At 64.9% G+C, this 19,286-nt stretch carries 17 protein-coding genes; all 17 read left to right on the forward strand.

Going from position 1 to position 19,286, the window contains the following annotated elements:
- The first annotated feature begins 88 nt into the window (after positions 1-88).
- Positions 89-586 carry a division/cell wall cluster transcriptional repressor MraZ gene (locus tag AC07X9_RS01695; RefSeq protein ID WP_017184117.1) on the forward strand — a complete coding sequence of 166 codons (498 nt, stop codon included), beginning with the start codon at positions 89-91 and terminating at the stop codon, positions 584-586.
- Complete coding sequence (gene rsmH / locus AC07X9_RS01700; RefSeq protein WP_017184118.1) at positions 583-1,542, forward strand: 16S rRNA (cytosine(1402)-N(4))-methyltransferase RsmH; 960 nt, start codon at positions 583-585, stop codon at positions 1,540-1,542. Before AC07X9_RS01695 ends, rsmH begins: the two co-directional genes overlap by 4 nt.
- The gene (locus tag AC07X9_RS01705) at positions 1,539-2,189 is read left to right on the forward strand and encodes a hypothetical protein (protein WP_017184119.1); all 651 of its coding nucleotides are present in this window, start codon (positions 1,539-1,541) and stop codon (positions 2,187-2,189) included. Before rsmH ends, AC07X9_RS01705 begins: the two co-directional genes overlap by 4 nt.
- A gap of 1 nt (position 2,190) precedes the next feature.
- Complete coding sequence (locus AC07X9_RS01710) at positions 2,191-3,897, forward strand: peptidoglycan D,D-transpeptidase FtsI family protein (protein ID WP_086485425.1); 1,707 nt, start codon at positions 2,191-2,193, stop codon at positions 3,895-3,897.
- Positions 3,894-5,339, forward strand: coding sequence for a UDP-N-acetylmuramoyl-L-alanyl-D-glutamate--2,6-diaminopimelate ligase (locus AC07X9_RS01715; protein ID WP_017184121.1), 1,446 nt, complete (start codon positions 3,894-3,896; stop codon positions 5,337-5,339). Before AC07X9_RS01710 ends, AC07X9_RS01715 begins: the two co-directional genes overlap by 4 nt.
- A 124-nt stretch (positions 5,340-5,463) precedes the next feature.
- Positions 5,464-6,855, forward strand: a complete 1,392-nt coding sequence (locus AC07X9_RS01720; protein WP_026002572.1) for a UDP-N-acetylmuramoyl-tripeptide--D-alanyl-D-alanine ligase — start codon at positions 5,464-5,466, stop codon at positions 6,853-6,855.
- Complete coding sequence (gene mraY, locus AC07X9_RS01725) at positions 6,855-7,928, forward strand: phospho-N-acetylmuramoyl-pentapeptide-transferase (protein WP_017184123.1); 1,074 nt, start codon at positions 6,855-6,857, stop codon at positions 7,926-7,928. The genes AC07X9_RS01720 and mraY overlap by 1 nt, the downstream gene beginning before the upstream one ends.
- Positions 7,925-9,319 (forward strand): UDP-N-acetylmuramoyl-L-alanine--D-glutamate ligase, encoded by a 1,395-nt coding sequence (gene murD, locus AC07X9_RS01730; protein WP_017184124.1) that lies wholly within the window; start codon positions 7,925-7,927, stop codon positions 9,317-9,319. Before mraY ends, murD begins: the two co-directional genes overlap by 4 nt.
- Before the next feature lie 38 nt (positions 9,320-9,357).
- Positions 9,358-10,560, forward strand: coding sequence for a putative lipid II flippase FtsW (gene ftsW / locus AC07X9_RS01735; protein ID WP_026002573.1), 1,203 nt, complete (start codon positions 9,358-9,360; stop codon positions 10,558-10,560).
- The gene (gene murG / locus AC07X9_RS01740; RefSeq protein WP_017184126.1) at positions 10,557-11,723 is read left to right on the forward strand and encodes an undecaprenyldiphospho-muramoylpentapeptide beta-N-acetylglucosaminyltransferase; all 1,167 of its coding nucleotides are present in this window, start codon (positions 10,557-10,559) and stop codon (positions 11,721-11,723) included. The genes ftsW and murG overlap by 4 nt, the downstream gene beginning before the upstream one ends.
- Positions 11,724-11,897: 174 nt before the next feature.
- Complete coding sequence (gene murC / locus AC07X9_RS01745) at positions 11,898-13,325, forward strand: UDP-N-acetylmuramate--L-alanine ligase (protein WP_017184127.1); 1,428 nt, start codon at positions 11,898-11,900, stop codon at positions 13,323-13,325.
- Positions 13,325-13,522, forward strand: coding sequence for a hypothetical protein (locus AC07X9_RS01750; protein ID WP_017184128.1), 198 nt, complete (start codon positions 13,325-13,327; stop codon positions 13,520-13,522). Before murC ends, AC07X9_RS01750 begins: the two co-directional genes overlap by 1 nt.
- A complete protein-coding gene (murB, locus tag AC07X9_RS01755) occupies positions 13,504-14,418 on the forward strand; it encodes a UDP-N-acetylmuramate dehydrogenase (protein WP_017184129.1) in 915 nt (304 codons plus the stop codon). Before AC07X9_RS01750 ends, murB begins: the two co-directional genes overlap by 19 nt.
- 142 nt (positions 14,419-14,560) lie before the next feature.
- Positions 14,561-15,523, forward strand: coding sequence for a D-alanine--D-alanine ligase (locus AC07X9_RS01760; RefSeq protein WP_037515017.1), 963 nt, complete (start codon positions 14,561-14,563; stop codon positions 15,521-15,523).
- On the forward strand, positions 15,516-16,460 hold the full coding sequence (locus tag AC07X9_RS01765; RefSeq protein ID WP_017184131.1) for a cell division protein FtsQ/DivIB: 945 nt from the start codon (positions 15,516-15,518) through the stop codon (positions 16,458-16,460). Before AC07X9_RS01760 ends, AC07X9_RS01765 begins: the two co-directional genes overlap by 8 nt.
- A gap of 5 nt (positions 16,461-16,465) precedes the next feature.
- On the forward strand, positions 16,466-17,752 hold the full coding sequence (gene ftsA / locus AC07X9_RS01770) for a cell division protein FtsA (protein ID WP_017184132.1): 1,287 nt from the start codon (positions 16,466-16,468) through the stop codon (positions 17,750-17,752).
- 108 nt (positions 17,753-17,860) lie between these two features.
- On the forward strand, positions 17,861-19,282 hold the full coding sequence (gene ftsZ / locus AC07X9_RS01775) for a cell division protein FtsZ (protein WP_017184133.1): 1,422 nt from the start codon (positions 17,861-17,863) through the stop codon (positions 19,280-19,282).
- Positions 19,283-19,286: the final 4 nt, after the last annotated feature.

The raw sequence follows: 19,286 nt of genomic DNA on the forward strand, positions 1-19,286 counted from the left end.
TGTTGGCGATTCCTGCGTGCCGGATGTCATTCCAGTGATTCCGGCGACGGGTGGCCTGTGCCCCGCATGAAAGGGGCGAATTTCCAGCGTGTCGGATGTCATTCTCTATTCGGGCAACGCGTTCAGCGTCGCGGACGGCAAGGGCCGTTTCGTGTTGCCCCTGGAGATGCGCAAGCTGGTTCGCCAGGCGAGCGGCGATGAAAATCGCCTGTGCCTGTCCGTCCACATGGACAATGGCTGCGCCACCGGCTTTGGCCTGTCCCACAAGCGTTTCCTGTTCGATGAAGTCGCTGAACTGGAACGGCTGGCGCGCGAAGCGAACCGGCCCTTCAACGGCGATCTGGAACGCGAAAATCGCCTCGGCACGATCGAGGACGTCAATTTCGATGATGGCGGCCGCTTCTTCCTCCACCCCGATATCAAGGAAGAAGCGGGCATCACCGACGTGGCGTTTTTCTATGGTGTGGGCCGCTATTTCCAGATCTGGAAGCCCGAAGCCCTTGTGGAAAGCCCCGATCGCCCGGCGCTGATCCGCAACAAGGTGAAGCGCTGGCTCGACGCGCGCACAGCGGAGGGCGGCAAGTGAGCCTGTCTGACGCTGATACCGCCCCGCACATCCCCGTGCTGCTCGACGAAGTGCTCCATGCTCTTGCCATCACCCCTGGCGAGATTCATGTGGACGGCACGTTCGGCGCGGGCGGCTATTCGCGCGCCATGGCGAAGGCGGGGGCGACGGTCTATGCGCTGGATCGCGACCCCGATGCGATCCGCGAAGGCCAGGCGGTTGCCGATGCGCATGGCATCACGCTGATCGCGGGCGAATTTTCGCGCATGGCGGAATTGCTGGCGGAACGCGGGATCGACAAGGTGTCGGGCATCACGCTCGACATTGGCGTATCCTCGATGCAGCTGGACCGGGCCGACCGTGGCTTTTCCTTCCAGTCCGATGGCCCCCTGCTCATGACCATGAGCCAGGACGGGATGAGCGCGGCCGATTTCCTGAACAATGCGCCCGAAGAGGAGATCGCCAACATCCTCTACCGCTATGGCGAGGAGCCGCGTTCGCGCCGCGTCGCCCGCGCGATTGTCGAGGCGCGCCCGCTGGAGCGGACCGGGCAGCTGGCCCATGTCATCCGCCGCGCGCTGGGCCACAAGCCGCATGACAAGAAAGACCCTGCAACCCGCGCCTTTCAGGCGATCCGCATCCATGTGAATCGCGAACTGGAGGAACTGGAGCGCGCGCTGGAAGCGGCCGAGGCGCTGCTGGAGGAAGGCGGGCGTCTGGCCATCGTCAGCTTCCACAGTCTGGAAGACCGGATCGTCAAGCAGTTCCTGCGCAACCGCAGCGGCGGGGAAGGCGGCTGGTCGCGGCACATGCCCGAAAAGCGCGCCGCCGATGCGCCGACCTTTGCCAAGCCCGCCAAGGCGGTGCGCGCGGGTGATGCTGAACTGGCGCGCAACCCCCGCGCCCGATCGGCCACGCTGCGCAGTGCCGTGCGTACATCTGCCCCTGTTTCGTCCTCCGGGAGTCCCCGCGCATGATCGCCGTCAAAAGGTTGCAGAGCCTGATCTGGGTATTGCTGGTCGCGCTGGGCGCGCTGGGTGCCTATCTGGTGTCGCTCAAGGTCGCGACCGAGCGCAACGAATTGATGCAGGTGCGGATGCAGATTGCGCGGGCGAAGGGGGATATTCGCTATCTGGAGACGGAATTCAGCGCGCGTGCGTCGATGCGGCAGCTGGAAAGCTGGAACCAGCATGATTTCATGTATGGCACGCCGACCGCTGGCCAATATCTGGCGGGCGAACGCGCGCTGGCGCAACTGGACGGGGTGCAGCCCAACGGGCCGGACTACGTCGCGCCGCCGGTGATGGTGGCGATGGTGGAAACCCCCGCTGACCTGCCGTCCGCTCCGCAGGCGGCGCCCGCCAGCCCCGCCGCCACCCAGATCCGCAGCGACATCGCCGTGATTCGCGAGGCGCACGCCGCCGACAATGTCGAGAAACTGGCCAAGCCCGCGCCGCACACGCCTGCGGTGCAGGCGAAGGTCGACGCCGATGTGTCGAGGCCCAATCCGGTGGCGCGCAAGGCGGAGCGCATGGCGATGCTGGACGCCAAGCTGCTGGACGACAATACGCTGGGCGAACTGAGCGCGACGGCGGCGCGCGAGCGCAAGAAGGGAGCGCGCTGATATGGCGACGATCATCGTTCAGCCGGGCGTGGCGCGGGCGGGGCGGCAACGGGTCAGCCTGACCGCCATTGCGCATCACCGGCTGATGCTGCTGCTGATCCTGTTCATGGCGGTGACGATGGTGCTGGTCGGCCGGCTGCTGTGGGTCGGCGTGTTCGCGCACAGCGGAACGGGCGACGACGCCCTGTCGGCGTTCCTGCCGGCCCGCGCCGACATAGTCGATCGCAACGGCGTGCCGCTGGCGCGGACGATGGACGCCTATTCGGTGGCGGTGCGTCCGTCCAGGCTGATCGGCGAACCCGACGAACTGGCGCGCAAGCTGCACGAGATTTTCCCCGATGAGGCCGAGGCAGTCTTTTACAAGAAGCTGACCGGCCGTGGCTGGGCCTATCTGCGTCGCCGGGCCTTGCCTGAGCAGGTGGCGGCGGTAAATGCGCTGGGCGAAATCGGCATCGAATTCCCGCGCGAGAAGGAGCGGCTCTACCCGCAGCGCACACTTGCCGCGCATGTGCTGGGCTTTGCGCCCAATGCCGACGGGGTCGGGGGCATGGGCGTGGAGGCTGCGTTCAACGATCGGCTGACCGATGCGGCGCTGCGCGGCCAGCCCTTTGCCATTTCCATCGACAGCCGGGTGCAGGGCGCGCTGGAAAGCGAGCTTTACGCCCAGATGGTCGCGCAACATGCCAAGGGTGCGGGCGGCATCATATTGGACGCCAATACGGGCGAAGTGATCGCCATGGCCTCCATCCCCGTGTTCGATCCCAACAAGCTGCAAAATTATGCCGGCAAATCGTGCAGCGAGTCACCGCTGTGCAACCGGATGGTGCAGGCCCGTTACGAACTGGGATCGACCTTCAAGCCGATCTCCATCGGGGCGGCGATGGACCATGGCATCGTGACGTCGATGAGCAAGCGTTATGACGCGACCGCGCCGATCTCCATCGGCGGGTTCCGCATCAAGGACGATCATTCGCTGGGACGCTGGATCAACGTGCCTGAAACGCTGGTCCACAGCTCCAACATCGCGACCGCGCGGATCGCCGATGAAATGGGCGCTGCGCCGATGCAGCAGATTTTCCGCACGCTCAAATTCGACCAGCGCGCGCCGATCGAACTGAAGGAGCGGGCCGGGACGATCTGGCCGAGCAATTGGGGACGGATCACCACCATGACCGTATCCTATGGCCATGGCATTGCGGTAACGCCGCTGCATCTGGCCAGCGCCTATGCCGCGCTGGTCAATGGCGGGATGTATCGCCCCGCGACGCTGCGCAAGTTGAAGCCCGGCGAAGCGCCGGTCGGACAGCGCGTCTTTTCCGCCGCCACCAGCGCGCGGATGCGCCAGCTGTTGCGATTGATCGTTGCGGCGGGTACAGGGCGTAGCGCCGACGCCACGGGGTTCCGGGTGGGCGGCAAGACAGGTTCCGCCGAGAAACCTGAGGATGGTCGCTATAATAAGAGTTCGCTGGTGACGACATTTGCTGCTGCTTTCCCGATGGATAATCCGCGCTATGTCGTCCTGACCATGATGGATGGCGCGACCAGCGCGATCGGCCTGCGCACTGCCGCCTGGACCGCTGCGCCGGTGGTCAAGCGTGTGATCGAGCGTACCGGGCCGATGCTGGGCGTGATGCCCGATGAGCGCCGCGACGTCGATATTTCGGACCTGACGCCATTGCTGTGGAAACCCAAGGGGGAAGCCGAATGACGCGCCTTGCCGGGCTGATCGACGGGCTGGACGCGGCTGTGAGCGCCGGGGCGGTGCTGGACGCCAATGTCACCGGCTTTGCAATCGACAATCGCAAGGTTGCGCCCGGCACGGTGTTCGGCGCCTTTCAGGGGCTGCGCGTCAATGGCGAGGATTACATTGCCGACGCTGTGAAGGCGGGGGCGATCGCGGTCGTCGCGCGGCCAGAAGCCAGGGTCGAAGGCGCGATCCATATCGCCCACGCCAATCCGCGCCGCCTTTTCGCGCAGCTTGCCGCACGCTATTTCGCGCCCTTTCCCGATGTGACGGTTGCCGTCACCGGCACGAACGGCAAGACCAGCACGGTCGAACTGACCCGGCAGCTGTGGCGGATGATGGGCCATCATGCCGCGTCGATCGGCACGCTGGGCGTCACGACATCGGTGGATCAGGTGTCGACGGGCCTGACCACGCCGGACATCGTCACTTTCCTGTCGAACATGTCGGGGCTGCGCCGCGAAGGCGTTACCCATGCCGCGTTCGAGGCGTCGAGCCACGGGCTGGCGCAATATCGTACCGAAGGGCTGCCGGTGCTGGCGGGCGGCTTCACCAACCTGTCGCGCGACCATCTCGACTATCATGGCGACATGGACAGCTATTTCGACGCGAAGATGCGGCTGTTCGATAAAGTCGTGGCGGCGGATGGCGCGGCGGTGGTGTGGGCGGACGATGCCTGGTCGGACAAGGTGATTGCGCGGGTGGCCGCGCGCGGCCTGCGCCTGTTGAGCGTTGGCGAGAAAGGCGAAGCGCTGCGGCTCGTCACGCGCACGCCGACGCAATTGGGACAGACGCTGGGCATTGAGGCGGACGGCAAGACATATAAGGTCAATCTGCCGCTGATCGGTGCCTATCAGGCGGCCAATGCGCTGACGGCGGCGGGCCTGGTGATTGCGACCGGCGGGGACGTGGCGAAGGTGCTGGAACTGCTGGGCCGGGTTCAGCCGGTGCGCGGGCGGCTGGAGCGCGCGGTCATCAGCAAGGCGGGCGCGCCGGTCTATGTCGATTATGCCCATACGCCCGACGGCCTGCGCGCCGCGATCGAGGCGCTGCGGCCGCATACCAAGGGCAAGCTGATCGTGCTGTTCGGCGCGGGCGGGGACCGCGATGCGGGCAAGCGGCCTTTGATGGGGCAGGTGGCGGCACAGCTGGCCGATCATGTGATCGTGACGGACGATAATCCACGGTCGGAGGAGCCATCCGCGATCCGTGCCGCCGTGATGGCGGGTGCTGCTGGCGCTGAGGAAATTGGCGGGCGACGCGCGGCGATTGCGGCGGCGATTGCGCAGGCGGGCGCGGATGACATCGTGCTGCTGGCGGGCAAGGGGCATGAGCAGGGCCAGATTATCGGCGACCGGGTGCTGCCTTTCGACGATGTGACCGTGGCGCGGGAGTGCGCGGGTTGATGCGGTTCTCAATTCCGCTCGCTGTGAGCGAAGTCGAAGGGCTCGGCCGACCGATAGGGAGGCCACTTCGCTCCGCTCAGTGGAAGGCTTCGACTTCGCTCAGCCCGAACGGTGGGGGCGTTTGATGGCGGACCTGTGGACCTCTGCCGAGATCGCCGAGGCAACGGGCGGCGCCGTGTCGGCGCCGTTTGCCGTTTCAGGCGTCGCGTTCGACAGCCGCGAAGTGAGCGGCGGTGATTTGTTCGTCGCGATGAAGGGCGAGGCGACCGACGGGCACAAATTCATCGGCAAGGCCTTTGCCCAAGGTGCGGCAGGGGCGATCGTCAGCGAAGCGGTCGATCATCCGCACATATTGGTGAAGGACAGTGCCGCAGCGCTCCAAGCATTGGGCCGGGCATCGCGCAAGCGGATGGGCGGCAAGGTGATCGGCGTGACCGGCTCGGTCGGCAAGACCGGCACGAAGGAAGCGCTGTTTCAGGCGCTGGACCGCGCCCATCCGGGGCAGGTGCATCGCTCCGTCAAAAGCTATAATAATCATGTCGGCGTGCCGCTGAGCCTGGCGCGGATGCCGCGCGATACCGCCTTTGGCGTGTTCGAAATGGGGATGAACCATGCGGGCGAACTGGCGGCGCTGACCCGGCAGGTGCGCCCCCATGTCGCGATCGTCACCGCCATTGCGCCCGCGCATATCGAATATTTCGGCACCGAGGCGAAGATTGCCGAGGCCAAGGCGGAGATTTTCGAAGGATTGGAACCGGGCGGCACCGCGATCATCCCCTATGACAGTCCGCATGTGGCGCTGCTCTACAACAGGGCGGAGCGGCACGCCGCCAATATCCTGACCTTCGGCATGAGCGCCGACGCGGACGTTCATGCGCGCGAGGCCGTGGCGGCGCCGGGCGGCGGGACGCTGGTGACGGCGAAGCTGCCGGACGCGGAACTCTGCTTTACCGTTGCAGCGCCGGGCGATCATTGGGTGTCCAATGCGCTGGCGGTGTTGGCGGCGGTGTCGGCTGTGGGCGGCGATCTGGCGGCGGCCGGGCTGGCGCTCGCGGAAATGCCGGGCCTGCCGGGGCGCGGCGAGCGGCGCATAGTGCCGGTCGCGGGCGGAGAGGCGCTGCTGATCGACGAAAGCTATAACGCCAACCCGCTGTCCATGGCCGCAACGCTCAAGCAATTGGGGCGCGAGCAGGCCGACCGGCGCATTGCCGTGCTGGGCGGGATGCGCGAACTGGGCGCGCGCAGCGCTGAGTTGCACGCCGATCTGGCCGGGCCGCTGGAGGCGGGGCATGTCGACTATGCCATCCTGGTCGGCGCGGAAATGGCGCCGCTGGCCGATGTGCTGGACGGCAGCATCGCCTATGTGCACGTTCCCGACACGGCCAGCGCCACCACCCTTTTGACCACCGAGATACGCGCGGGCGATGCTGTCCTCGTCAAAGGCTCCAACGGCATCGGGCTGTCCCGCCTTGTCGCGGCGCTTGGCGAACCCGCCCGCGACGGAGAGACCAACTAATGCTCTACTGGCTTGCCCAGACCATGGATTTTGCGGGTGGGTTCAACCTGATCCGTTACCTGAGTTTCCGCGCGGGCGCGGCGATCTTTACCGCGCTGTTCATCGGCCTGCTGATCGGCCCCAAATTCATTGGCTGGCTGCGCGTGCGGCAGGGCAAGGGGCAGCCGATCCGTACCGACGGGCCGCAGACCCATCTGGCCAAGCGCGGCACGCCGACGATGGGCGGGCTGATGATCCTGACCTCCATGGTGGCGTCGGTCCTGTTGTGGATGGACCTGAGTTCCATCTATGTCTGGGCCTGCCTGTTCGTGACGTTGGGTTTCGGCGCGATCGGTTTTCTGGACGATTATGACAAGGTGACCAAGGCCAGCCACAAGGGGCTGTCGGGCAAGGCGCGGTTGTTGTTCGAATTTCTGATCGCTGGCTTTGCCGCCTGGCTGATCGTGTCGCAGCACGGCAATACCGCGCTTTACGTACCTTTCTACAATGGCCCGGCGATCGAACTGGGGCCGTTCTATTTCCTGTTTGCAGCCTTCGTGATCGTGGCGTTCGGCAATGCAGTGAACCTGACCGACGGTCTGGACGGCCTCGCGACCATGCCGGTGATCATCGCCTGCCTGGCCTTCATGCTGATCGTCTATCTGGTGGGGCGCGCGGATTTTGCCGAATATCTGGGCATCCCGCATGTGCCGGGCGCGGGCAATCTGACGATCCTTTGCGGGGCGATCATTGGCGCGGGGCTGGCCTTTCTGTGGTTCAACGCGCCGCCAGCGGCTGTATTCATGGGCGATACCGGCAGCCTTGCGCTGGGCGGGACGATCGGCGTGATCGCGGTGACTGCGCATCATGAAATCGTGCTGGGCATCATTGGCGGGCTGTTCGTGGTGGAAGCGATGAGCGTCATCATCCAGGTGTTCTTCTACAAGCGCACCGGCAAGCGGGTGTTCAAGATGGCGCCGATCCACCATCATTTCGAGCAACTGGGCTGGGCCGAGCCGACGGTGGTGATCCGTTTCTGGATCATCGCCTTCATTCTGGCGCTGGCCGGCCTTGCGACGTTGAAGCTGCGATGATCGTTTCGGACGCCTTTGCGGGCAAGACCTATGCGGTGCTGGGGCTGGCGCGGTCTGGCCTTGCCACCGTCAATTGCCTGTCGGCCAGCGGCGCGCGGGTCGTGGCGTGGGACGGGCGCGAGGAAGCGCGCGCTGCGGTCGCGGGCAAGGCGGAACTGGGCGATCCGATGGAGATCGACCTTAGCGGCTTTGACGGCATCGTCGTGTCGCCGGGCGTGCCGCTCAATCGCCATCCCATTACCATGCGCGCGAAGCTGGCTGGCGTGCCGATCATCGGTGACATCGAACTGTTCGCGCTGGCCCGCCCGACCCTACCGCCGCACAAGGTGGTCGGCATCACTGGCACCAACGGCAAGTCGACCACCACGGCGCTGATCCACCATATCATCGAGCAGGCCGGTTATCCGACGGTGATGGGTGGCAATATCGGCCTGCCGATCCTGGGCCAGCCGCCGCTGGAGCCGAACCTGAAGGGGCCGGGCGTCTATGTGCTGGAACTGTCGAGTTACCAGATCGACCTGACGCATAGCCTGGACTGCGATGTGGCGGTGCTGCTCAATATCACGCCCGATCACCTTGATCGCTATGACGGGTTTGAGGGCTATGTGGCGAGCAAGGCGCGGCTGTTTGCGATGCAGTCGGCGGATCATGTCGCGGTGATCGCGACGGAGGATGAACCGAGCCGGGCGATTGCTCAAAACCTCCGTCATTCCCGCGAAAGCGGGAACCCATCTCCCGATATTATGGGCCAAGGCGAGGTTGGAGAAATGGATCCCCGCCTGCGCGGGGATGACGTGAAAGAGGTTGGGTCGAGCGACATTGATCCCGTCGCCCAACTGACGTGGCCCGCCCTGCAAGGCCCGCATAATGCGCAAAACGCCGCTGTCGCAATTGCTGTGGCCAAAGCGCTGGGCATTGATGAGGCGACCATCGCCAATGCGCTCGTCAGCTACGCCAGCCTCCCCCACCGGATGCAGGCGGTCGGCACGCGCAACGGCGTTCTCTACGTCAATGACAGCAAGGCGACCAATGCGGCTTCGACTGCGCCCGCGCTCGCCGCATGGCCGCCGGTTGATGGACGGCCGCGCATCCACTGGATTTTGGGCGGGGTAGCCAAGTCGGATAATCTGGACGAGTGCGTGCCGCATTTCGGCAATGTCGCCCATGCCTATACCATCGGTGAGGCGGGGCATATGTTCGCTGACCTGCTGCGCGGCTCTATGGCGGTGGACGATAGCGAGATGCTAAGCGCCGCGGTGCGCCGCGCCGCGCGGATCGCGCAGCCCGGCGACGTGGTGCTGCTGTCGCCCGCCTGCGCCAGTTTCGACCAGTTTCGCGATTTCGAGGCGCGCGGCGATGCTTTTGTCGCGGCGGTCGGGGCGCTGGAATAGGGTGATGGCACGGGCCGAACAGGGAAGGGACGGGGCACATGTCTAGAGCAGGCGAACTGGTGAAGGGGTTTCGCACCCGCACCGTGCCGCGCGAACGCACCGCGCTCGCCATATGGTTCTGGGAAATCGACCGCGTCCTTCTGTCGCTGATCGTCGCGCTGATGGCGATCGGTCTGGTGGCGGTCGCGGCGGCATCGCCGGTGGCGGCGATCGACCGGTCGACTGCGCAGGTTGCGGTCAACCCGCTCAACTATCTGTACCGCCAGCTTGTGTGGGTCGGTATCGGCCTGCCGATCATGCTGGTCATATCCATGCTGCCCCGACCGCAGGCGCGGCGGCTGGCGACCTTTCTGTGCGTCTTTTTCTTTGTCATGCTGTTGTTCGTGCCGTTGCTGGGCAGTACGGTGAACGGGGCGAAGCGCTGGATCGACCTGCCCGGATTTCGCTTTCAGCCGTCGGAGTTTCTGAAGCCCGTCTATGTCGTGACGCTGGCCTGGCTGCTGTCGCTACGCGGCAAGGATGCGACTTTGCCGGTGATCCCGCTGACCGGCGCGATGACGTTGCTGATCGCGGCGATCCTGATGCGTCAGCCCGATTTTGGCCAGACCGTCATTTTCCTGGCTTGCTGGGGCTGCCTGCTGCTGCTGTCGGGCCTGCCGATGCGATGGATAGCGGCGCTGGGCGGCATGGGGCTGGCTGGGCTGGTCGCGGTTTATATGTTCTATGAAAATGGCCGCCAGCGGATCAATGACTTTCTGGGGATCGGCGTCGATCATAGCGCCGGGCCGGATCAGACGGACCTGGCCTTCCGCACCATCACTCATGGCGGCTTTACCGGCGTGGGACCGGGCGGCGGGCAGCACAAGTTCCGCCTGCCCGAAGCGCATACCGACTATATCTTTTCGGTGATCGGGGAAGAGTTCGGCCTGTTGGCCTGTATCGCCATCGCTCTGGTCTATCTGGCCGTCGTCGTGCGGGTGCTGCTGCGCCTGCTGGATGAAGAGGATAGTTTCACCATTTTGGCCGCGGCCGGGCTGACGACGCAGTTTGGATTGCAGGCGATCATCAATATGGGCGTCAATGCGCAGATATTTCCGTCAAAGGGGATGACGCTGCCCTTTATCAGCTATGGCGGCTCCTCTATGCTGGCGCTTTGCATCGGCGTCGGCCTGTTGCTCGCCTTCACGCGACGCAACCCCTTCATGGGTCGGCATACGGTCGTCAAATGGAGTGGTCGATGAGCATTTCCCGTCACTTCGTCCTCGCTGCCGGCGGGACGGGCGGTCATATGATTCCAGCGCATGCCGTGGCCGAGGAATTGATGGCGCGCGGCCATCATGTCGCGCTGGTCACCGATGAGCGGGGGGCGAAGATCCCCGGCATCTTCGACAAGGCGCAGGTTCATGTGTTGCCTGCCGGGCGCATGACCAAGAATCCCAAAAGCTGGCCGGGCGCATTGAAGGCGATACTGGCGGGCCGGGCGATGGCGCGGCGGCTCAATGAGACATTCCGCCCCACCGCCGTCGTCGGCTTTGGCGGCTATCCGGCGATGCCGGCTCTGCTCGCCGCGCTGGCCGATGGCGTGCCGACCGCCGTGCATGAACAGAATGCGGTGCTCGGTCGCGTCAACCGGCTGGTGGCGGGCCGCGTCGATGCGATTGCGACCGCCTATCCGGGGGTCGAGCGGCTGAAGGAAAAATATGCCGCCAAGGTGCATTTGATCGGCAATCCGGTGCGCGAGGAAGTGAAGCAGTTGCGCGAGGAGGATTTCCCGGCGCTGACGGAAGAGAGCGTGTTCCGGGTGCTGGTGATCGGCGGCAGCCAGGGCGCGTCGATCCTGTCGAGCGTCGTGCCGGAAGGGCTGTCGATGCTGCCGGTCGCGCTGCGCCGCCGCTTGCAGGTGACGCAGCAATGCCGGGCCGAGGATATTGAGCGGGTTCGCAAAACCTATGCGGAGATGGAAATCCCCGCCGACCTTGCCACCTATTTCAATGATGTGCCGGAGAAATTGGGCTGGTCGCATCTGGTGATCGCGCGCGCGGGCGCGTCGACGCTGGCGGAACTGACCTGCGCCGGGCGGCCTGCGATACTGGTGCCGTTGCCAAGCGCGATGGATGATCACCAGACCGCCAATGCCCGTGAAATGACCGAGGCGGGTGGTGCGCGCACCATTCCGCAGGCGCGCTTTACCGCGGTGGAACTGGCCAAGCAGATGCAGAAGATGGCGATGGAGCCGGGCGCGCTGCAAAATGCGGCGAAGCGCGCGCGCGGTTGTGGCCGTCCCAATGCGGCGCGGGACATGGCGGACCTGCTGGAAAGCATCGGCCATGCGCCGATCGTCAATGATGCGGTGCGGGTCGGGCCGACGCCGACGTCGCTCAACCTGGCGGGGGTTCCTGCTTGAGGCTGGCTGTCCGCACTGCATCCTCCCCTGCAAGGGGAGGGGGACCGTTCGCGAAGCGAATGGTGGAGGGGTGTTGTCCCATCGAGAGGGTGATACCCCTCCGTCTGACCTTCGGCCAGCCACCTCCCCTTGCAGGGGAGGATCTATTATAATGAATTACAAGGAATCTCGCTCATGAAGGGTGTCGGCACGGACATCGGCACGATCCATTTCATCGGCATTGGCGGCATCGGTATGTCGGGCATTGCCGAGGTGATGCACAATCTGGGCTATGATGTGCAGGGCAGCGACGTGGCCGAAGGCTATGTGGTCGAAGGGCTGCGGGCCAAGGGCATTCGCGTGATGATCGGCCACAAGGCGGAAAATCTGGGCGATGCCGCCGTGGTGGTGACGTCCACCGCGATCAAGCGCGGCAACCCGGAGGTCGAACTGGCGCTGGAAACGCGCGTGCCGGTGATCCGCCGCGCGGAGATGCTGGCCGAACTGATGCGGCTCAAATCCACCGTTGCCGTGGCGGGGACGCATGGCAAGACCACGACGACGTCGATGGTCGCGGCTTTGCTGGACGCGGGCGGGGTGGACCCGACCGTCATCAATGGCGGCATCATCAACAGCTATGGCTCCAATGCGCGGCTGGGCAATAGCGACTGGATGGTGGTGGAGGCCGACGAGAGCGACGGCAGTTTCCTGCGGCTCGACGGCACGATCGCGGTCGTCACCAATATCGATCCCGAACATCTGGACCATTATGGCAGTTTCGACCGGGTGAAGGATGCGTTTGTCGAGTTCGTCGGCAATGTGCCTTTCTATGGCGCGGCGTTGCTGTGTCTCGACCATCCCGAAGTGCAGGCGATTTTGCCGCGCGTGCAGGACCGGCGGATCGTCACCTATGGCTTTTCCGCGCAGGCGGATATTCGCGGCGACAATGTGGTGAGCTTCCCCGGCGGCAACCGCTTCGACGTGCAGATCCGCGAGCGGGACGGGTCGACGCGCAAGATCGAGGGGATCGAGATGCCGATGCCCGGTCGCCACAATGTGCTGAACGCCATGGCGGCGATCGGCGTGGCGCTGCACATGGGGATCGACGATGCGACGATCCAGACGGGTTTCGCCAAGTTCGGTGGGGTGAAGCGGCGCTTTACCAAGGTCGGCGAGATCGCCGTCGATGGCGGCGTTGCCACCGTGATCGACGATTATGGCCATCACCCGGTCGAGATCAAAGCCGTGCTGGCTGCCGCCCGCGAAGGCGCGCAGGGACGGGTCATCGCCGTCGTCCAGCCGCATCGCTTCACCCGGCTGCGCGACCTGATGGATGATTTCCAGCAGGCGTTCAACGATGCCGACATCGTCTATGCCGCGCCCGTCTACACCGCTGGCGAACAGCCGATCGAGGGTGTGGACAGCGCGGCGCTGGTCGCGGGGCTGAAGCGGCGGGGGCATCGCAATGCTTCCACGATCGCGGACGCCGATGCGCTGGCGACGGCGCTGGCCGCCGACATTCAGGCGGACGATATGGTCATCTGCCTGGGTGCTGGCGACATCACCAAATGGGCGGCGGGGCTGGCCGCTGCCGTTTCCGCCAAGGTCAAGGAGTCGGCCTGATGTTCGAACTGTTCGCGGTTGGACTGGAAATGCAGAAGCGCATGATCGACGTGCAGATGCAGGGCGTGGAGGCCGCGCGCGACATGGTGCAGGCGGCGCAGGAAAATGCCAAGGCAGGCATGGCCGCCAATCAGGCGGGCGAGGCGGGGCTGACGGCGATGAAAAGCTGGATGAAGTTGTGGGGCATGCGCGGTTGACAGCGACGATTGCCCTTCCGCCCGTGCGCGGCAGTTTGAAGGCGGATGCGCCGCTGGCCCCGCTCGTCTGGTTCAAGGCGGGCGGCGCGGCGCAATGGCTGTTCGAGCCGAAAGATGCCGACGACCTGTCGGATTTCCTGGCGATGCTGGACCCCGATGTGCCGGTCATGGCGCTCGGCCTCGGCTCCAACCTTATCGTCCGCGATGGCGGGGTGCCGGGCGTGGTGGTGCGGCTGGGCAAGCCGTTTGCAAAAGTCGAGCGACTGGACGCGGTGACGCTCACCTGTGGCGGCGGCGCGTCGGGGATATTGGTGTCATCGACCGCGCGGGATGCGGGCATTGCGGGGCTTGAATTTCTCCGCTCGATCCCCGGCACGGTCGGCGGTTTCGTGCGGATGAATGGCGGCGCCTACGGGCGTGAGACCCGCGATATATTGGTGGAATGCCAGGTGGTGCTGCGGTCGGGCGAGCAGGTGACGTTGCTCAACCGCGATCTTCATTACACCTATCGCCATTCGAACCTGACCGACGGTGCGATCGTGGTCAGCGCGACGTTCCGGGGCGAACCGGGCGAACCCGCCGCGATCCAGGCAGAAATGGACCGCATCGCCACCGCGCGCGAGGAAAGCCAGCCGCTGCGCAGCAAGACCGGCGGATCGACCTTCAAGAACCCGGACGGGCACAAGGCCTGGGCTTTGGTCGACGAAGCGGGCTGTCGCGGGCTGCAACTGGGCGGCGCGCAGGTGAGCGAGAAGCACACCAATTTCCTGCTCAACCTGGGCGAGGCGACCAGCACCGACATCGAAGCGCTGGGCGAAGAAGTGCGGCGGCGGGTAAAGGACAAGAGCGGCGTGGAGCTGGAATGGGAAATACAGCGGGTGGGGTTGGTGAAGTGAGTGGGATTGATTTCATCCTCCCCTGCAAGGGGAGGTGGCAGCACGAAGTGCTGACGGAGGGGTGTCGCGCTATCGAGAGGGCGACACCCCTCCACCATTCGCTTCGCGAACGGTCCCCCTCCCCTTGCAGGGGAGGATTTTAATGCGTGGCCCTTGGCATGTCGCCGTCCTGATGGGCGGCTGGTCGGCGGAGCGGCCTGTTTCCCTCATGAGCGGGGAGGGTGTAGCCAAGGCGCTGGAATCGCGTGGGCATCGAGTCACGCGGATCGACATGGACCGTGATGTCGCGGCGCGGTTGGCGGAAACAAAAGCCGACGTCGTGTTCAACGCGCTGCATGGCGTGCCGGGTGAGGATGGCACCGTGCAGGGGATGATGGACCTGATGGGGCTGACCTACACCCATTCGGGCCTTGCCACTTCTGTCATCGCGATCGACAAGCAATTGACCAAACAGGCGCTGGTACCGCACGGCATTCCCATGCCCGGCGGCCATATCGTGCAGAGCGAGAGCCTGTTCGAGGGCGATCCGCTGCCGCGTCCCTATGTATTGAAGCCTGTCAATGAAGGCAGTTCTGTCGGCGTCGCCATCGTCACGGCGGAGGGCAATTATGGCAACCCCATCGCGCGAGACAGTGTGGGGCCATGGCAGGATTTCCCCGAATTGCTGGCCGAACCCTATATTCGCGGGCGTGAACTGACCACCGCCGTACTGGGCGACGAAGCGCTGCTGGTGACGGAGTTGCGGCCCAAGAGCGGCTTTTATGATTTCGATGCCAAATATACCGATGGCATGACAGAGCATGTCTGCCCCGCCGACATTCCCGACGAGATTACGCAGGCGTGCAAGGCGCTGGCGTTGCGGTCGCACCAGTTGCTGGGGTGCAAGGGCGCATCGCGGTCCGATTTCCGCTGGGACGATGAACGCGGCGTCGAGGGGCTGTTCCTGCTGGAGGTCAATACCCAGCCGGGCATGACGCCGCTGAGCCTGGTTCCCGAACAGGCGGCGAAGCTGGGCATTGACTATGCCACGCTGGTAGAGACTATTGTCGAGGAAGCACTGGCAGGTGCCCGGATGCCGGACAGGGCGGGAGCGAAACATGGCTGAAGCACGGATCAGGCGCGGGGGCACGGCGCGACTGAGCAGCGCGAAGGGCAGGGCGACCAAGGGCGGTCGCGGCCGGACGCTCAAGCGCCAGTCCTCACTCGATCGACTGATCGAGGCGCTGCCGGTCAGCGAAGCCACGCTGCAACGCATGGCCAGCTGGACGATCGTGGGCATTTTCGCCGCGATCCTGATCGGGTTTGCGATTTTCTTCGGCCTGCCCGCCATGGTGCAGCAACAGGCCGCGCTGATCGCGGCGCGCGCCGGTTTCGAGGTCGACAAGGTCGAGGTGCGCGGCGTCGAGCGGATGGACGAACTGCCGGTCTATAATATCGCGCTGGGACAGGTGGATCGATCGATGCTCTCGCTCGATCTGCCCAAGGTCCGCGCCGACATGCTGAAACTGGGCTGGGTCAAGGATGCGCGCATTTCCCGCCGTCTGCCCGATACGCTGGTGGTCGACATTGTCGAACGCGATCCGGTGGCGGTGTGGCAGCATGGCGGGCAATTGCACCTGATCGACGTGGCGGGCGTGGTGCTGCAACCCGTGTCGGCCAGCGCCATGCCGGACCTGCCGCTGGTTGTCGGCCCCAACGCCAACCGCCAGACGGCGGGGCTTAATCGGCTGATGGAAAATGCCCCGGCGCTCAAGCCGATGCTGGCGGGTGCCACCTGGGTCGGCAATCGCCGCTGGGATTTGCGCTTCCAGTCGGGCGAGACACTGTCCTTGCCCGAAGGGGACAAGGTTTCCGCAGCCGCTCTGGTCAACTTCGCACGGATGGACGGGGTCAACCGGCTATTGGGCCGGGGTATCGTGAAATTCGACATGCGCGATCCTGACCGGTTCGTCCTGCGGCTGCCGCAGGGCAAGGTCGAGGAACGGCCGGTCGATGCGGCCGACACCGCGGCCAGCGCCGCGCCGTTGGGCGAGGAAGGCTAAGCCCCATGGCGCAGCCCAAGGTCGAAAAGCTGATCACCGCGATCGACATCGGATCGTGGAAAGTGTCTGCGCTGATCGCGGGGCGAACCGACACAGGTGAACTGGCGATTTTGGGCACGGGCCAGCGCGAAAGCCGGGGCGTGCGGCGCGGCTTCATCGCCGACATGGAGCGCACCGAACTGGCGGTGCGTGAAACGATCGAGCAGGCCGAGCGGGTTGCTGGCACCAATATCGAGGATGTGTGGGTCAGCTTTTCGGGCGGCAGCCTGGTCAGCGACGTCGTGACGGTAGAGCGCGACATGGGCGGCTATCGCATCGAGCAGGCCGATATCGACGATTTGCTGACGACCGGGCAACAGGGCATCGACCCGGATGGTCGCGTGGTGCTGCACGCGCAACCCACCTGCTTCACCATCAATGGCAAGGTGCCGGTCAAGAAACCCGCCGGGATGCATGCGGACCTGCTGGGCGTGGATATTCATGTCGTGCTGGCCGACGGCGCGCCGCTTGCCAATCTGGACCTGTGCGTGCGTGGCGCCTATCTGAACGTCAATTCCATCGTCGCATCGCCGATCGCGACGGGCCTCGCTTGCCTGTCCGAAGAAGAACGCGATCTGGGCGTAGCGCTGGTGGAATTGGGGGCAGGGGTGACCAATGTGTCGCTCTATGCCGGGGGAATGCTGGTGGGCCTGCATTCCATTCCCATCGGGGCATCCGACATTACCGACGATATTGCATCGGCCTTTGGCATTCGCCGCAGCCAGGCGGAGCGGATCAAATGCTTCTATGGTTCGGCGATGCAGAACCGCCGCGATTTCCGCGAGATGATCGAGATCGCAACCCCTCATGGCGATGTCGCCCTGCCGGGGCAAAGCGCCGGTCCCAATGCGGAAGGGGGCAAGATTACGCGCGCGGCGCTGGTCGGCGTTATCTGCGAACGGCTCAATCAGTTGATGTCCGAAGTGAACGCCGCGCTGGCGGGCATGGGATTCAATTCCCCCACCGGGCGGCAGGTGGTGCTGACCGGGGGCGGCGCGGAAATGAAGGGCATTGCCGACTATGCGCAGGGCGCGCTGGGCCGCGCGGTGCGGATCGGTCGGCCAAGGGGCTTGTCCGCCATGCCCGAAGCGCATAGTGGCCCGGCCTTCGCGACGCTGGCGGGACTGGCGCTTTACGGCGCTTCCAACCCGGTTGATCTCCGCACGATGGCGCCCGCGCCGCAAACCGTGCATCGTCTGGGCGCACCCTTGTGGTGGCAGCGGATGATGCGGGCGATAAAGACCAACTATTGAACGAATTTACAGTAAGACGAAATTAACTGGTGAAATACTCCAGTTTCTGGTGTTAACATTTGATGTCGGTTGTTGCTTCCTGACGAGGAAGCTGAGGGAGCAGAATATATGAGCATTGAGATCAGCCCTCCGCATGTGGATGAACTGAAGCCGCGTATCGCGGTGATCGGTGTCGGCGGCGCGGGCGGCAATGCCATCGCGAACATGATTGCAGCCCATGTCGAGGGCGTGGACTTCATCGTGGCGAATACGGATGCGCAGGCGCTCAACGCCTCGCCAGCCGAACGCCGCATCCAGCTTGGCCCGCAAATCACCGAGGGTCTGGGCGCAGGATCGCGTCCCGAAATCGGCAAGGCGGCTGCGGAAGAAACGATCGTGTCGGTCGAGCAGGCGCTGGAGGGCGCGCATATGTGCTTCATCGCCGCCGGGATGGGCGGCGGCACCGGCACCGGGGCGGCCCCCGTCATCGCCAAGGCGGCGCGCGAGCGTGGCATCCTGACCGTTGGCGTCGTGACCAAGCCGTTCACGTTCGAAGGCAATCGCCGCATGAAGTCGGCGGAATCGGGCATCGACGAGCTGCAAAAGCATGTCGATACGCTGATCGTCATTCCCAACCAGAATCTGTTCCTGATCGCCAATCCGAACACGACCTTCAAGGAAGCGTTCCAGATGGCGGACGAAGTGTTGCAACAGGGCGTGCGCGGCATCACCGACCTGATGGTCATGCCCGGCCTCATCAACCTGGATTTCGCCGACGTCCGCTCTGTGATGGGCGAAATGGGCAAGGCGATGATGGGCACCGGCGAAGCCGAAGGCGACGGTCGTGCGCTTCAGGCGGCGGAGAAGGCGATCGCCAACCCGCTGCTCGATGGCGTGTCGATGCGCGGGGCAAAGGGCGTCATCGTCTCGATCGTCGGGGGCGAGGATATGCGCCTGATGGAAGTGGACGAAGCCGCCAACCATATTCGCGAACTGGTGGACCCGGACGCAAACATCATCTGGGGCAGCGCGTTCAACGACAATCTGAATGGCAAGATTCGCGTGTCGGTTGTCGCCACGGGCATCGACAATGATGTTGGCAATCATGCCGCGCCGCTGACCCAGCCTTTCAGCTTCGCCAGCCGCCCTGCGGTGTCGGTGCCCCAGTCGGCAGCACCCAAGGCCGCTGCACCCGCGCCCGCGCCACAGGCAGCTCCCGCGCCAGCACCTGAACCGGAAACGCTGGAACTGGACGTCCCCGAAGCGCCGGCCCCCGCGCCGGTGGCAGCCGCCGCGCCCGCGCCGTTCGCTGCGCCGCGCCCGGTCGCTGTCTTTTCGGACGACGACCCGGCAGAGGATGAACTGGTGCTCGGCGCGGAAAGTGCGGCACCGCCTCCGCCAGCAGAGCCAGCGCCGCGTGTCGCATCGGGCGGCACCCTGTTCGAGCGGATGGCCGGCCTGACCCGCGGTACGGAAAAGTCGCCTGCCGCCGACGAAGGCGCGCCGGGGATGGACATTCCGCGCTTCCTCAATCGCCAGAACAACCAGTAAGCGA

Source organism: Sphingobium sp. GW456-12-10-14-TSB1, assembly GCF_059424385.1.

Excerpts from the sequence above, each read along its gene's own strand:
- AC07X9_RS01705 (WP_017184119.1), top strand. The coding sequence starts at position 1,539 with ATGATCGCCGTCAAAAGGTTGCAGAGCCTGATCTGGGTATTGCTGGTC.
- AC07X9_RS01710 (WP_086485425.1), top strand. The coding sequence starts at position 2,191 with ATGGCGACGATCATCGTTCAGCCGGGCGTGGCGCGGGCGGGGCGGCAA.
- AC07X9_RS01715 (WP_017184121.1), top strand. The coding sequence starts at position 3,894 with ATGACGCGCCTTGCCGGGCTGATCGACGGGCTGGACGCGGCTGTGAGC.
- AC07X9_RS01720 (WP_026002572.1), top strand. The coding sequence starts at position 5,464 with ATGGCGGACCTGTGGACCTCTGCCGAGATCGCCGAGGCAACGGGCGGC.
- mraY (WP_017184123.1), top strand. The coding sequence starts at position 6,855 with ATGCTCTACTGGCTTGCCCAGACCATGGATTTTGCGGGTGGGTTCAAC.
- murD (WP_017184124.1), top strand. The coding sequence starts at position 7,925 with ATGATCGTTTCGGACGCCTTTGCGGGCAAGACCTATGCGGTGCTGGGG.
- ftsW (WP_026002573.1), top strand. The coding sequence starts at position 9,358 with ATGTCTAGAGCAGGCGAACTGGTGAAGGGGTTTCGCACCCGCACCGTG.
- murG (WP_017184126.1), top strand. The coding sequence starts at position 10,557 with ATGAGCATTTCCCGTCACTTCGTCCTCGCTGCCGGCGGGACGGGCGGT.
- murC (WP_017184127.1), top strand. The coding sequence starts at position 11,898 with ATGAAGGGTGTCGGCACGGACATCGGCACGATCCATTTCATCGGCATT.
- AC07X9_RS01750 (WP_017184128.1), top strand. The coding sequence starts at position 13,325 with ATGTTCGAACTGTTCGCGGTTGGACTGGAAATGCAGAAGCGCATGATC.
- AC07X9_RS01760 (WP_037515017.1), top strand. The coding sequence starts at position 14,561 with ATGCGTGGCCCTTGGCATGTCGCCGTCCTGATGGGCGGCTGGTCGGCG.
- AC07X9_RS01765 (WP_017184131.1), top strand. The coding sequence starts at position 15,516 with ATGGCTGAAGCACGGATCAGGCGCGGGGGCACGGCGCGACTGAGCAGC.
- ftsA (WP_017184132.1), top strand. The coding sequence starts at position 16,466 with ATGGCGCAGCCCAAGGTCGAAAAGCTGATCACCGCGATCGACATCGGA.
- ftsZ (WP_017184133.1), top strand. The coding sequence starts at position 17,861 with ATGAGCATTGAGATCAGCCCTCCGCATGTGGATGAACTGAAGCCGCGT.